At 68.9% G+C, this 13264-nt stretch carries 14 protein-coding genes and 1 pseudogene; 11 read left to right on the plus strand and 4 right to left on the minus strand.

Annotated features, from left to right (window positions below; all coding sequences use genetic code 11):
- Positions 1 to 524: 524 nt before the first annotated feature.
- The 3 genes from AB0I79_RS62470 to AB0I79_RS62480 are packed head-to-tail and all read left to right on the plus strand — an operon-like array spanning position 525 to position 3606.
- Positions 525 to 1151, plus strand: a complete 627-nt coding sequence (locus AB0I79_RS62470; RefSeq protein WP_357895949.1) for a TetR/AcrR family transcriptional regulator — start codon at positions 525 to 527, stop codon at positions 1149 to 1151.
- On the plus strand, positions 1148 to 2038 hold the full coding sequence (locus AB0I79_RS62475; RefSeq protein WP_357895951.1) for an ABC transporter ATP-binding protein: 891 nt from the start codon (positions 1148 to 1150) through the stop codon (positions 2036 to 2038). The genes AB0I79_RS62470 and AB0I79_RS62475 overlap by 4 nt, the downstream gene beginning before the upstream one ends.
- Positions 2035 to 3606: an ABC transporter permease gene (locus AB0I79_RS62480; RefSeq protein ID WP_357895954.1), complete on the plus strand. Its 1572-nt coding sequence runs from the start codon at positions 2035 to 2037 to the stop codon at positions 3604 to 3606. Before AB0I79_RS62475 ends, AB0I79_RS62480 begins: the two co-directional genes overlap by 4 nt.
- 51 nt (positions 3607 to 3657) lie before the next feature.
- Here AB0I79_RS62480 and AB0I79_RS62485 read toward each other — a convergent pair whose 3' ends face one another.
- The gene (locus AB0I79_RS62485; RefSeq protein ID WP_357895957.1) at positions 3658 to 4194 is read right to left on the minus strand and encodes a hypothetical protein; all 537 of its coding nucleotides are present in this window, start codon (positions 4192 to 4194) and stop codon (positions 3658 to 3660) included.
- Between the two features lie 110 nt (positions 4195 to 4304).
- On the opposite strand from AB0I79_RS62485, the gene AB0I79_RS62490 reads away from it, so the two are divergent.
- Both AB0I79_RS62490 and AB0I79_RS62495 read left to right on the plus strand, forming a co-directional pair.
- Positions 4305 to 5429 (plus strand): histidine kinase, encoded by a 1125-nt coding sequence (locus tag AB0I79_RS62490; RefSeq protein WP_357895960.1) that lies wholly within the window; start codon positions 4305 to 4307, stop codon positions 5427 to 5429.
- Positions 5426 to 6073: a response regulator transcription factor gene (locus AB0I79_RS62495; protein ID WP_357895962.1), complete on the plus strand. Its 648-nt coding sequence runs from the start codon at positions 5426 to 5428 to the stop codon at positions 6071 to 6073. The genes AB0I79_RS62490 and AB0I79_RS62495 overlap by 4 nt, the downstream gene beginning before the upstream one ends.
- Before the next feature lie 96 nt (positions 6074 to 6169).
- On the opposite strand, the gene AB0I79_RS62500 is transcribed toward AB0I79_RS62495, so the two are convergent.
- Complete coding sequence (locus AB0I79_RS62500; RefSeq protein WP_357895964.1) at positions 6170 to 6649, minus strand: Rrf2 family transcriptional regulator; 480 nt, start codon at positions 6647 to 6649, stop codon at positions 6170 to 6172.
- An 87-nt stretch (positions 6650 to 6736) separates the two neighbouring features.
- Between AB0I79_RS62500 and AB0I79_RS62505 the strand changes: the two genes are divergently transcribed.
- The 4 genes from AB0I79_RS62505 (at position 6737) to AB0I79_RS62520 (ending at position 10223) form a co-directional block, all read left to right on the plus strand.
- Positions 6737 to 7924, plus strand: a complete 1188-nt coding sequence (locus tag AB0I79_RS62505) for an MFS transporter (RefSeq protein ID WP_357895966.1) — start codon at positions 6737 to 6739, stop codon at positions 7922 to 7924.
- Complete coding sequence (locus AB0I79_RS62510; protein WP_357895969.1) at positions 7921 to 8448, plus strand: GNAT family N-acetyltransferase; 528 nt, start codon at positions 7921 to 7923, stop codon at positions 8446 to 8448. Before AB0I79_RS62505 ends, AB0I79_RS62510 begins: the two co-directional genes overlap by 4 nt.
- 601 nt (positions 8449 to 9049) lie before the next feature.
- Complete coding sequence (locus tag AB0I79_RS62515) at positions 9050 to 9241, plus strand: hypothetical protein (RefSeq protein WP_357895972.1); 192 nt, start codon at positions 9050 to 9052, stop codon at positions 9239 to 9241.
- A 640-nt stretch (positions 9242 to 9881) separates the two neighbouring features.
- Positions 9882 to 10223: an integrase core domain-containing protein gene (locus AB0I79_RS62520; protein WP_357895975.1), complete on the plus strand. Its 342-nt coding sequence runs from the start codon at positions 9882 to 9884 to the stop codon at positions 10221 to 10223.
- Between the two features lie 226 nt (positions 10224 to 10449).
- Here the strand turns inward: AB0I79_RS62520 and AB0I79_RS62525 are convergent, their stop codons facing one another.
- Positions 10450 to 11091 (minus strand): hypothetical protein, encoded by a 642-nt coding sequence (locus tag AB0I79_RS62525; protein WP_357895978.1) that lies wholly within the window; start codon positions 11089 to 11091, stop codon positions 10450 to 10452.
- 86 nt (positions 11092 to 11177) lie between these two features.
- Between AB0I79_RS62525 and AB0I79_RS62530 the strand changes: the two genes are divergently transcribed.
- Positions 11178 to 11540 (plus strand): DUF397 domain-containing protein, encoded by a 363-nt coding sequence (locus AB0I79_RS62530; RefSeq protein ID WP_357895980.1) that lies wholly within the window; start codon positions 11178 to 11180, stop codon positions 11538 to 11540.
- Here AB0I79_RS62530 and AB0I79_RS62535 read toward each other — a convergent pair.
- Positions 11477 to 12325, minus strand: coding sequence for a helix-turn-helix transcriptional regulator (locus tag AB0I79_RS62535; RefSeq protein WP_357895983.1), 849 nt, complete (start codon positions 12323 to 12325; stop codon positions 11477 to 11479). The two genes, AB0I79_RS62530 and AB0I79_RS62535, sit on opposite strands and share 64 nt — an antisense overlap.
- A 202-nt stretch (positions 12326 to 12527) precedes the next feature.
- Between AB0I79_RS62535 and AB0I79_RS62540 the strand changes: the two are divergent.
- Positions 12528 to 13241, plus strand: a pseudogene (locus tag AB0I79_RS62540) (IS5 family transposase).
- Positions 13242 to 13264 lie beyond the last annotated feature (23 nt).

Genomic DNA, 13264 nt, shown 5'->3' on the forward strand with positions numbered 1-13264 from the left:
CTTGGTCGTTGACTCATCTACCGGAGACCTCCTCTCTTGTCGACCTACGACACCGCGCAACCGCCACTCCAGACCACTTCTGAAACACGGCCTAGTACGGCAGCCGCCATTTGTCATGTGAGCTGGGATGATGTGCGCCTGGTCGGTACCGGATTCTGACGGGATTCCCAGACAACGAAAGCAGCCGCTCGTGATCATGTCTGTGTGACGAGAACAAGATCCAAAGCGGCTGCTGCACTCATCGCAGAGGCCAGGCGTGTGCAACGGAACCAGGGCTGGGCACGTCGTCGGTCGATCAGGGAGTAGGCACGGAAGCCGGGGCCCTGCCGGGGGCGTAGGTGCCGGGGAGCTTCAGCGGGCGGCTGCAGGGGACGCCGTCCAACTCCAGGTGGCGGCTCACGGCCAAAGCCGGACCAGAGTACGAGGTCGCCGCCGAACCGGTGCACCAAGCGCGTGGTCGTGGATGCGATGCGATGCATTGAACAGTTGCACGGCAACCAATACATCTGTATAGACTCTTGTACGTGCGACCAATATCTGAAGAAGACCTGACCACGCGCGCCCGCATCCGCGACGCCGCGATGGCGTTGTTCGCCGAGCAAGGGGTCAAGGCCACCACGATCCGCGGGATCGCCGAGACCGCCAGAGTCTCGCCAGGCCTGGTGCAGCACCACTTCGGCACCAAGGAAGCGCTGAGACAGGCTTGTGACGAGTACGTCCTCAGCTACATGCGTGAGCAGGTCAACGTAGGCGTCACCGACCGCAACCTGGCCAAGCCCGAGTTCATCGAGAACGTGCACCGCACCGCGCCGCCCCTGATGAAGTACCTCGGTCGCGCGCTCGTGGACGGCTCGCCCGCGGCCGCCGCCATGTTCGACGAACTCGTCAACGTGACGGAGGAGCATCTCGCCCGCGGCGAGCACTCCGAGGCCGACCACCGCGCCCGCGCGACCGTACTGACGGCGATGAAGCTGGGCATCACCGTGCTGCACGAGCACGTCTCCCGAGCCCTCGGCACAGACCTGTACGCCCCGCAGGCCGCAGTGCGCGTCGGCAAGGCCCAGCTCGACCTGATCAGACCGGAATTCCTCGGCCGCGAGCTGTTCGACCAGGCGCGGACGGGCCTGGAGAAAGTCGAGGGACAACAATGAACGCCGCGGTGCACATTGACGGCCTGGTCAAGACCTTCGGCCGGACCAGGGCACTGGACGAGCTCGACCTCACCGTCGCAACCGGCGAGGTGCACGGCTTCCTCGGCCCCAACGGCGCGGGCAAGACCACGACGATCCGTATCCTGCTGGGTCAGATGCGCGCCGACGGCGGCCGGATCACGTTACTCGGCGGCGATCCCTGGCGCGACGCCACGCAACTGCACCGAAGGCTCGCCTACGTGCCCGGCGACGTCACCCTGTGGCCCTCGCTGACCGGCGGCGAGGTCATCGACCTGCTCGGCAGGGTACGTGGCGGCCTCGACCCGAAACGCCGCGCCGAGCTGCTGGAGCGCTTCGAGCTCGACCCGCGCAAGAAGTGCCGCACCTACTCCAAGGGCAACCGGCAGAAGGTGGCGCTGGTGGCCGCCTTCGCCTCCGATGTCGAACTGCTGGTGCTGGACGAGCCGACCTCGGGCCTCGACCCGCTGATGGAGGCGGTCTTCAACGAGTGCGTCATGCAGGAGAAGCGCAACGGCCGCACCGTGCTGCTGTCCAGCCACATCCTGTCGGAGGTGGAGACGCTGTGCGACCGCGTCAGCATCATCCGCGCCGGCCGTACCGTCGAGACCGGCAGCCTGGCCGACCTGCGCCACCTCACCCGCACCTCGGTGACGGCCGAGCTGATCGGGCCCGCGCCGGGCCTGGCCGCCCTGCCCGGCGTACACGACGTGACCGTGGACGGCGCGCGGCTGCGCTGCCAGGTGGACGCTGACGCGCTCACCGCGGTGCTCGCCGAGCTGGCCGCGGCGGGCGTACGCACCTTGGTCACGCAGCCGCCGACGCTGGAGGAGCTGTTCCTGCGCCACTACGAGGGAGCCGCCAGATGACCGGCACCTGGACCCAGATCCGGCTCATCCTGCGCCGGGACCGGGTGCTGCTGCCGGTGTGGATCGCGATCACGGCGCTGCTGCCGGCGAGCATCGCCTCTGCCACCACAGACCTGTACGCCGACCAGGCCGCCCGCGACGCCTTCGCGGCGGCTTCGGCGAGCAATCCCGCGCAGCTGGCCATGCGAGGCCCCATCCACGACGCGAGCGTCGGCGGCCTGACCGCCTGGACGCTCGGCTCCTCCCTCGCGCTGATCGGAGGGCTGATCAGCATCTTGCTGGTGATCAGGCACACCCGGCTCGAGGAAGAGACCGGCCGGCGCGAGCTGCTGTCCTCGGGCGTCATCGGCCGTCACGCCCCGCTGGCCGCCGCACTCACGGTCGTGCTGGCCGCCAACCTGCTGCTGGGCCTGTTGTCGGTGCCCGCCCTGGTCGCGAGCGGCCTGCCCGCGGGATCTTCGCTGCTGTTCGGCCTGTCCACCGCCGCGGGCGGCTGGGCGTTCGCAGCCGTCGCCGCCATCACCGCGCAGCTCACCGCGTCATCCGGCACGGCGCGCGGCATCGCGATCGCCCTCGGTGGCCTGCTATTCGCGCTGCGCTCGCTGGCCGACACCGGCGGTGCCGGCTGGCTGGCCTGGCTGTCACCGTTCGGCTGGGTCCGGCTGACCAGACCCTACGCCGACGACCGGTGGTGGGTGCTGGGGCTGATCGCGGTGTTCGTCGCCGCCCTGGCGGCGGTCGCGTTCGCCCTGTCCACGCGCCGTGACGTGGCCGGCGGCCTGATCCCCGCCCGCCCCGGACCCGCCACCGGGACGCTGCCGGGCGCGTTCGGCCTGGCCGCCCGGCTGCACCGGAGCACACTCGCGGGCTTCGCGATCGGTTTCGGTGCGCTCGGCGCCCTGCTCGGCGTGGCGGCCCGCGGGCTGGACGCCCAGTTGGACACCCCGCAGTTCCAGCAGCTGGCCGCGACCATCGGCGGCGCCGGCGCACCGATCTCGGATGTGTTCTTCACCTTCGTGATGTACGTGCTCAGCCAGCTCGTCGCCGGGGCGGCGCTGGTGTCGGCGCTGCGCGCCCGCGGCGAGGAGGCGGCGGGCCGGGCCGAGCTGCTGCTGTCCACCCCCATCGGCCGGCTGCGCTGGGCACTGAGCCACCTGCTGTTCGCCTTCCTGAGCCCGGTGCTGCTGCTGAGCGCGCTGGGCGCGGCGGCGGGGCTCACCTACGACGGCGACGTGGCCCGCGTCACCGGGGCCACGCTGGCCTACCTGCCCGCGGTCTGGACCGTGATCGGGCTCGCCGCCCTGCTGTTCGGCCTGCTGCCACGGCTGGCGGCCGCCGTGAGCTGGACCGCGCTCGGCCTCTTCCTGGTCGTGGATCTGCTGGCGGAGTTCAAGCTGGCCACAGGGATCGTCCTGGACCTCTCGCCGTTCGTGCACGTGCCGGCGATGTTGCTGGGCGGCTCCTCGTCACCGGTGGCGCCCCTGCTGGGGCTGACCGTGCTGTCCGTCACCCTGGGCGCGGCGGGGCTGGCGTTCCTGCGCCGCCGCGACCTGATGCCCTCCGGCTGAAGCGGCTCAGCAAGGCGCTGATGACCGACATCGATCGGGCGCACGGAACCTTCAGGCGGGGCGGCGGCGCCGGTGGTAGGCGTAGGCCAGGGCGAGCACGGTCGGGCCCCACAGCGCGAGCGGGGTGATGCAGATCATGGCCAGCGCCTGCCACCAGCCGTTCTCGTACGCCATACGCTCGGAGAAGCCGAGCCAGGTCAGCACCATCCACACCGAGACCACGCTCAGCACCAGTCCACCGGTCACGGCAGGAACGACCGCCGCCATCGGTGGCACGCGGCGGCCGCCGATGACCGGGATCCAACTCGGAACCACCTCGCCCCACCGGCGCACCAGACCGATGCTGAGCAGCGCCGCCAATTCCGTGAGCACACTGAGCCCGAACACGTACGGGATGGTGATCCACAACGGCGACACAGGCGCGTCGTCGAGCTGACCCATCTCGAAGTGAAAGGCGAACGGCAACCTCCACAGGCACGAAGGCAGCAGCAGCCAGGGAAGCGCGTAGGCGGCACGCAGCGCCCAGCGGGGGACGGGCTGTTCGGTGTCACTGGCGGCTGGAGCCTTGTGCAGCAGGTTGATCGTCATCGTCGCCTCCTGGTTTCTAGGGTCGGGACCCAGACTGCGCTCACGCGGGCAGGAAGACATCTGCCGATCGGCCGATTCGCCGGCGCGAGCCACTGCCCTAAGGTGCCGCCATGAGGTTCCTTGCAGGCGGGCTGGTGGCAGCCGGTGCGTTCGCGCTCGCACTCGCCCTCCGGCCGCTCCCCAGCCCGCTCGTCGTCGTGCCCGCGATGCTCACGGCCGCGGCCATGTCGCTTGTGTGGTGGCCGCGGGCACGTCCTCGCACCGCGGCGATCACGGCGGGCGCCGGTGTGCTCGGCGCGACGTGCACGCTCGTCTGGCTGGCCGATCCGGGCGTCGCCGGTGGTCCGTCGACCTACGTTCACACGGTCGCCGTGCTGACGCTCATCACGCTGACCGTGCGCTGGGCCGCCGTGCGGCAGGCAGTCCCGGCGGTGGGGGTGGCCGCGATCTCCGAGGCGCTGCTGGCGATGCAGATCACTCAGCCGCCGCCCTCGGGCTTCGACGCGGTCGCCCTCACCCTCTTCTGGTCCGTCGGCACGGCGGGCGCGGTCGGTCTCGGCGCCTATCTCCGCGCCCTCGACCGGCGCCGGGTCGACGCGGTCAGGCAGGCCCGCCGTACCCAGCGCGTGCAACTGGCCCGCGACCTGCACGACTTCGTCGCCCACGACGTCAGCGCCATGGTCCTCCAGGCCCAGGCGGCGCAGATCCTGCTCGACCGCGATCCGTCCGAGGCCGCGGCGGCACTGCGGGCGATCGAGGAGGACGGCGCGCGGGCGCTGGCGTCGATGGACCGGACCGTGCGCATGCTGCGCGAGCTGGAGGGCGAAAGTGCCTCCGCCGAGCCGCTGCCCGGGCTCGACGGCCTGCCTGATCTGGTACGGCGTTTCGCCGACGCGGGCTTCCCCGGCACCGAGCTGCGTATCGAACCCTCCGGCCCGGTGCCGCGCGAGGTCGCGACCACGATCTACCGCATCGTCGTCGAAGCGCTCACCAACGTCAGAAAGCACGCGCCGGCCGGGTCCAGCGTGGCCATTCAGGTAACCGACGAGACGCGGGCGGTCGTCGTGACCGTGGCCGACCATGCACGCGACCAGGCCCCGCCGCGCCTGCCGTCCGCCGAACGCACCGGCGTCGGCCTGGCCGGGCTGGCCGAGCGGGTGCAGGCACTGGGCGGCGAGTTCACCTCCGGCCGCGGCGCCGGCGGCGGCTGGGTCGTGAAGGCGGTGTTCCCATGACCATCCGGGTTCTGATCGCCGACGACCAGCCGGCCATCCGGCGCAGCTTCCGCACCATTCTCGATGTCCAGCCGGACCTGGAGGTGGCGGGCGAGGCGCCGGACGGCGTGACCGCGCTCGACCTCGCCGAGGAGCTGCGGCCGGACGTGGTCGTCGCCGACATCCGCATGCCGCGCATGGACGGGCTCGAACTCACCCGGCGCCTGGCCGGCCCCGAGGCGGCGGCGCCGATGCGAGTGATCGTCGTGACCACCTACGACCTCGACGAGTACGTGCACGCCGCGCTCCGCGCGGGAGCCTGCGGCTTCCTGCTCAAACACGCGGGGCCGGTGCTCCTCGTGGAGGGCATCAGAGCGGCAGCCGCAGGCGACGCCTTGATCAGCCCCTCGGTGACCGTGCGCCTGCTGCGCCACCTCACCCCGTCACCCGCCCGCACCGGCGTGCCCGGCGAACAGCCGCTGAGCGACCGCGAGCTGGAGATCGTCAAGCTGGTCGCCGCAGGCAAGTCCAACCCCGAGATCGGCGCCGAGCTGTTCATCTCGGCCGGCACCGCCAAGACCCACGTGGCCAACGTCCAGCGCAAGCTCGGGGTGCGCAACCGCGTGGGCATCGCCGCCTGGGCCTGGGAACACGGCCACGCATGAACCCAAGCGAGCGCCTCGGTTTGAGTGGGCAGGGCGCTCGGTACTCCGCCGTGCCGAGCACGGTGGAGGAAGTGGCGTCTCCTATTTGCCGGATTCCTAGCGTGTCGCGGCCAGCCATCGGCTGACAGCGGCCATCGCTGTCCCCTCGCTGTCGGCGTCGATGCGGGCGGCGAGGTCGGCGATCGTGACCTGGCGCAAGGCGTCCGCCCAGGCCTCCTCGGCCGCGGCCATGGCGCGGGCGATCGCGCACGGCCGCTCGCATCGCTCGGCCGGAAGGGCGAGCGGGCCTCGCTGCCGGATCTCCGTGCACCGGTAGGCGGGCTCGCCACCGTCGATGGCTTGCACAACCTCCAGCGCCGAGATCTGGGCGGCGGGCCGAGTCAGCTCATATCCGCCCACTTGCCCGGCCGTGGAGTGCACGATGCCCGCGCGCGACAGCGCCTGCAAGTGCTTGGCCAGGTAGGCGGGAGGGGTGCCGTGCAGTTCGGCGAGCCGTGCCGCGGGGATGGGCTCGCGGCCCTGGCTGAGAGTGACACAGCTGTGCAGCGCCCACTCCACCCCGTTGGACAACTTCATGGTCACCAGCCTACCCAACTCGGACGCCGATTGTCCGAGTTGTGATAGAACTCGGACAGAGCTTGTCCGAGATCATAGGGAGTGTTCATGATGTTGACCTCTTCGCCACCCGACAAGCAGGTGCTCGGGGCGGCAGGACTGGCGATGTTCGTGGCGGCGGCCAACCTGCGGCCGGCGATCGCGGCGGTCTCGCCGCTGGTGGACCGCATCCGCGCCGCCCTGGATCTGACCGCGACCGGCGTGGCCCTGCTGACGACCGTTCCCACGCTGGCCATGGGGTTGTGCGCGCCGCTGGCCGCCGTGGCGGGCCGCCGGTTAGGGCTCCATCGCGGGGTGCTGCTCGGCCTGGTCGTCATCGCCGTGGCCACCGCCGCCCGCCTCGCCGGCGGGTCCACCTGGCTGCAACTGAGCTGCGCGGCGGTCGTCGGGGCCGGCATCGCCATCGCCCAGACGCTGCTGCCGGCCATCGTCAAGAGCCGCTTCGCCGACCGGGCCGGCCTGGCCACCGGTATCTACACCGCCGGGCTCGGCGCGGGCGGTGCCGTCGCGGCCGGAGTCAGCACGCCGCTGGCCGACTTCCTCGGCTCCTGGCCGGGGGCGCTGGCTTCCTGGTCGGTGCTCGCGCTGGCCGGGGCGGTGGCGTGGGCGGCATCCCGGCGTTCCCTGGCTCTGGACCGGGTGGCGGCCCCCGCGGGGCCGCTCACCACGGGGCTGCCCTGGCGTAGCGGGGTGGCCTGGCGGGTGACCGCGCTATCGGCGGTCAACTCCGCCCTGTACTACTGTGAACTGGCCTGGATCGTGCCCCTGCTTCAAGAGAACGGGCTCGGAGCCGGAGCCGGGACGTTGCTCACCGTGATGATCTGCATCCAGGTGGTCGCGATGCTGGCCGTCCCGGCCGTGCTCGGCGAACAGCGCGACCTGCGCCTGGGGCTCGCGCTGACGGCGGCGCTGACCGCGCTCGGCTTCGCCGGCCTGGCCCTCGCCCCCGGAACGGTGACCTGGCTGTGGATCCTCGCCTTGGGCGTCGGGCACGGCGGCCTGTTCACCCTGGTGCTGACGGTGCCGGTGGCGGTCAGCCGTGACTCCGCCGAGGCGGGCAGGATCAGCGCGATGGCCTTCTTCGTCGGATACGGCTGCGCCGCCCTGGCCCCCATGCTCGTGGGCATCCTGCGCGACGCCACGGCCGATTTCCGCCTCGCCTTCATCCTCCTGGCCGCAGCGGCCACGCTGACCATCGTGCCCATCACGCGGCTCCAGAAGGCGGCGCATTCATGACACGGCTCAACCCCGCTGAAATCATCGCCCTGTACCGCCGCTGCTACGCCGACCCGCCCTGGTCGGAAACCCCCGAACAACTCGACACCTACCCCGATCGCTTGTCGAAAGCCCTGGAACATCCCTTCTTCAGGGCGTGGGTCGAACGCGACCACGAAGGGAGGCTGCTCGGCATCTGCTACGGCTGGCCGACCCCCGCCGATCTGTCGGGCAGCCGGATCTACGACCTGCTCAAGAGCTCCTTCGGCGCACCCGCCGTCTCCAGGATGACCTCGGGCTCCTTCGAGGTCGTCGAGCTGTTCGTCCACCCCGAGGCCCGCGGGAAAGGAATCGCCTCCGCGTTGCTGTCCCAGGCCGTCGCCGGCTGGCCCAAGGCCTGGCTGATCACCTCTCCGCAAGCACCCGCCGCCCGGCTGTATCACCGCCTGGGCTGGCGGGAGGCCGGTCCGCTCGTGGGCCTGGGTGAGCCGCCGCTCTGGCTGTTCACACTCGAAGGCGATCAGCGGATCGCACGGGAGCAATAAGCTGGCATCAGAACCGTGATCACCGGCATCCGGATGCCGCGCATGAACTTCATCCTGGAGCGGTGGGTGCGGTCCTGCCGACACGAGCACATACCGAGCACATCAGCCCTTCAACCCCGTGATATCCCCATCGCTCGTGCGCACATCACCGCAGGTCAGGATGCCTCCTAAGACATACAGAGCAGTCTTCGAACGGCGCGACCATCGGAGTGCACAGTCGATGACACAAGACTTCCTACGCTGGCGCTACCGAAGCGCGAGACGCCGCGTTCTGTACATATTGAGCAAAGCATTAGCACCGCGACGCTTTCGATAAGTCAAGCGTTGGCGATCAGCATGAACGAACATAAATACTAGATCAAGCATCATCTCGACTCGCCTCGAAGCCGCAGTCTCGGATTTACGAGGACGCAGGCCATCGGATTAGAAGCAAGATCGTTAAGTGTCGCGCCGTGCCATTAGCTGATGGTTCGTACCACCTCAGCGCGATTGGTGTATCAGGTGGTGTAGGAACCTCCCGTCACCCCAAGGTGCCCGGTTCTTGCGGTCGCTGGATGAGCTGTCATTCGGACGAAGTGGGTGGAACGGGCAGCCACTGTTCGTGGACGAGTTCGAGTTGCGCCCGCGCCACGACGACGAGCAGGGCGGAGCACCCGACTACGCGGTGCTGTGGACGGAACGACTGTGGATGATCGAATTGAAGACCGAGAGTTCAAGCCACCGGCGAGACCAACTTTCCGGTTACTACGCGTTCATGTGGTGGCGTGCCTGGACCGGTCGGTGGATGAGGTGATGGCGTGGTTCGCCGGGCTGGCTGCCGATTCGACTGTGGACCCGGGGGTCAGGCTGGCGGCCGTGGTGCAGCGGGCCCGCTGCGCCCCGGAACAGATCGGCGAGGACGTCGTCCCGACCGCGATTGGCCTGGGACCCATTCATAGCTGTCGGTCAGCAGCGCCCGTAGGCTCGGCAGCGCAGCCATACAAGGGGGGCCGATCTCCCCCACCACATCCGCTCGGATCGCCGGGAGTGCGGGTGCCGCCGCGGGACCGAACGCCGCCGCGGGTCCATGGCGCGGTGGCGCTCTGGGAGGTCGGTGGTGAGGCGGAGGTGCGGGTTGTTCTGGAAATCCTGCTCCAGGCATCAGGGTCGGCGGAGGGCCAGCGTCCCCATCGCCTCCACGATCAGCAATCGCTCGACCAGCCCCGCCTCGGCCGACAGCCGATGGCGAAGCACCTCCCCGGCCCGATCCGCGTCATCGAGGAACAGCCCCAGACCCAGATCACTGACCGCGGCCTCCGACGCTCACGTGCGGCACGCTGCGGTTGGCGCGTTGTGGGCGGTCAGCGGCGACCAGGAGGAGGTGATGCCGCTCCTTCATGATCTGCTTGGAAGCAGCGTCTCCTTTTGGAAGACACTGGCAGAGACGCCTGTACGTGTTGTTCGTGATGGAGGTGGCGACGCGGCACGTACACGTCCTGGGCGTGACCACCAACCCCACCCGCGCGTGGACGGCCCAGCAGGCCCGCAACCTGCTCATGAACCTCGGGCGGAGGACCGGCTCGTTTCGGTTCCTCATCCGTGATCGGGACGCCACGTTCACCGCCGTCTTCGATGAGATCTTCGCCGGAGAGGATGTCACGGTGATGAAGACGCCGCCGCGGACGCCCCGAGCCAACGGCTACGCCGAGCGCTGGGTGCGCACCGTCAGAGCCGAATGCACCAACCGGATGCTGATCTACGACGAACGCCACCTTCGATCGGTCCTGGAGGAGTAACGCCGAGCATGACAACGCGCACCGCCCGCACCAGTCCCGCCAACAACGCCCACCCGATCAAGACGACCACGTTGTGGTACCGCTGGAAGGCCGGATCCAGCGCCGAAGGGTGCTCAGCGGAGCGATCAACGAGTACCACCGAGCAGCCTAGCCAACCCGAAGAAACACCAGCTCAGACCACACGTACGAGTTTTGAAGCGGTACAGGCTCGATCGCGGGTCCCGGCTCACTGCCACAGTCTGGTGAGGATGGCCAGGATCGTGGCGACGACGGCCCCGATCACCGACCCCACGCCCCCTCCGATGCTGGCCACGATGAGGGCGTCCTTGTTGCGGGCGAAGAAGTCCGGCTGTTCCTGCTCGGGGCGGTTCCGGATCACGGCGTGCGTGATGAGGCGGCGCAGCAGGAACCGGCAGCCCCAGACCAGGGCGACGCTCGCCACCCCGGCGGCGGGCACGTGCCACCACACGAGCTCTATCCTGGCTACCAGCGTGACGAGCAGGCCGACCACGGCGGCGAGGCCGACCACGGCGGCCTGCGTCACCGTCGTGTGCCTGAGCACGAACTTGGTCCAGCGGCGGACGCGTGGGCGGCAGAGGCCGATGATCTCCTGCGCCGCCTCCACGACCTCGGCCGAGCCGGTGGCGTAGCGGAGCTCGGCCCGCTCCCGGGTGAACTCCACCGACAGCGCCGGCGTTATTTCTCCGTGCTGGTGCACGCATATGCTGACGTCCCTTAATTCCGGTGCCGTCGCACCGGCCAGCTCCACGAAGCCCTCGGCCTTCGAGAAGGCGAACCACTCGCCGGCCGAGTCCCTGGCCATGACGCTCGTGCGGCCGAGCCGGGAAGCGGCGCGGACGATCTTCATGAGCGTCGTCTGATCGACGGACAGAGGGCCGAGAGTGCAGGGCTTCTCATTCGGCTCACGGGAAAGTCTCTTTATGTACATTCCATATGTTCTTTGGTGACAGCCGCGCCTTTGCGGCTGGATCGAGTATTCTCCGCTGCTTATGGGTATCTGTGATATCACCCTTGTCTGCCCTGCCCATTGAAGGCGGTGCGAAAGTGGACGAATTCCACCCGGCAAAAGCGACGTGGCAGCGCAGTCGTTACTGCGGTGCAACCGGAGCATGTGTGGAAGTAGCGATGCTCGACGACGGCACTGTCGCGATGCGATCGTCAAATCAGCCGGACCACTGTCTGATCCTCACGAGGGCCGAGTGGACCTCATTCGTTCAGGGAATCCGCGACGGTCACTCCTTCGCCATGTTCTCGATGAACGAGGCCGAGTCTTCGGGTGACAACGCGATCGCCTGAAGGTCGGCGAAGGCCCGGTCGTACGCGTCGGTGCCGGCGGGCGTGTCGAGCAGATGAGAGCCGTTGAGGTGTTCGAGGTAGACCACTTTGGGCTCTTCCGGATCCGGGAAGCCCAGCATGATGAAGGCGCGGCCCTCGGCCGGGTGGAGCCCGGTCGTCGCGGGGACCACCTGTAAGGAGACCTCGCTGTGCGCCCCGGCCTCCACCAGCCACCGGAGCTGCTCGCGCATCACGCTGCCGTCACCGATCTTCTTTCGCAGGGCGTTCTCCTCGATGACGGCGTGGAAGGCGGGCGAGCCGGGGCGTCTCAGGAGTGACTGGCGCTCTTGGCGGAACCTGATGCGCTGCGCGGCAACGTCGGCGGGAACCCGGTGGGCTGCCATGACCGCCCGCATATAGGGCTCGGTCTGCAGCAGACCCGGAATCAGAAAGGCCTGGTAGTCGCATATCAACGTGGCTCGGTCTTCCAATTCGACGAAGAACTCGTAGTCGGGGCCCACGACGTCCGCGTATTCGTGCCACCATTTCGGCTTGCTCTCCCGGCTGCTCCTGACAAGGTCGAGCAGCGCGGAGCGGCGGGCGTCCGGCACTCCGTAGAGGCCGAGGATCTCGCGGATCTCCAGCGGGCGGACCCCCACCTGGCCGTTCTCGATCCGGCTCACTTTCGCGGAGGAGCATTCCAGGTGGGCCGCCACGTCCTCGATCGTCAAGCCGGCGTTCTCGCGCGACCTGCGCAGCAAAGCTCCCACTCGACGGCGAAGCACCGCCCGGCTGTCCGTCTCCATGCTCTGCGTGCCCCCTGGCAAGCGTGCCGAATATGGTCGATCGACAAGCTAGTGCAACATGTCCCAATATGCAACGACTTGCACGGCGTTATACAACCGTCACAGCGTCAAGGTAATTAAGCCTCATCTTGTGATATTTCCGGCATTTATCTTCATTAGTGTTGGACCTTAGAGCTCCTAACAGAATGATCTTTGTTGTGCGGTGATCGAGCCGTTGTTGCCGCAGCTGCAGCGCCGGTTCCGGCATCCGGGGCGCAGGCGGCTGGATGACCGGCTGGCACTGCAGGGCATCTTGTTCGTGCTGCACACCGGGATCGCCTGGGAGCACCTGCCGCAAGAGCTCGGCTACGGCTCGGGCATGACGTGCTGGCGGCGGCTGGCCGAGTGGAACAAGGCCGGCGTGTGGCAGCGACTGCACGAGGTGCTGCTCGATCGGCTGCGGGCCGCCGACGCCCTCGACTTCTCCCGCGCCGCGGTGGACTCCTCGCAGATCAGAGCGCTAAAGGGGGGCCGCAGACCGGCCCGTCCCCGGTCGATCGAGGACGGGCCCGCAGCAAGCACCACCTGATCACCGACGCCACGGGTATTCCCCTGGCCGTCATCTTGACCGGCGCCAACCGCAGACGACGTCACCCAGCTGCGCCCGCTGCTGGAGGCCATTCCGAAGGTGCGCGGCAAGCGCGGCCGGCCACGCCGGCGTCCCGACGTGGTGCTCGCCGACCGCGGCTACGACCACGACAAGTACCGCCGCCTGGTACGAAAGTTGCAGATCCGTCCGCTGATCGCCCGCCGCGGCACTGAACACGGCTTTGGCCTGGGCAGACAACGCTGGGTCGTGGAGCAAGTGCGCCGTGAGGCGCTGATTGATCGAGTGGAGGTGAGAGACCGCCACCTTCGCCCTGTCGCAGCAGGGTGATGAAGCTGGGGGCAGCCTGACCC

It is taken from the genome of Nonomuraea sp. NPDC050202 (assembly GCF_040656115.1).
Classification (GTDB): domain Bacteria; phylum Actinomycetota; class Actinomycetes; order Streptosporangiales; family Streptosporangiaceae; genus Nonomuraea.